This is a genomic window from Mesorhizobium sp. WSM4844, assembly GCF_055811775.1.
Genome location: NZ_JBVVQB010000229.1, coordinates 1 through 242 on the forward strand (window position 1 = coordinate 1; position 242 = coordinate 242).

Consider the following 242-nt stretch of genomic DNA (forward strand, 5'->3'; position numbering starts at 1 on the left):
GTGCAATGTGTGGTGGAACGAGTTTGTTGGTCACGACCTGGCCCGTCACCCCGACATTCTCTCCCAGGTCTTCTTCGCCAACCCGGCTGCGCGCACCATCGCCGCAGCCACCTGGGACGCCTTCGTTAGCCCCTACGGGCCCGGCCCGATCATCCACCAGCGGGTGGACCAGCAGCGCACCGGCCAGCACCAGCTCTTTGGCCCCGACCTGTCGCAAGGCATCGATCGGGCCGATGAACAAG

At 65.7% G+C, this 242-nt stretch carries 1 protein-coding gene; it reads left to right on the forward strand.

The window, feature by feature from the left end; all coding sequences use genetic code 11:
* On the forward strand, window positions 1-242 hold a 242-nt coding region (locus AC0L2A_RS36545), incomplete at both ends, for a hypothetical protein (RefSeq protein WP_473613039.1).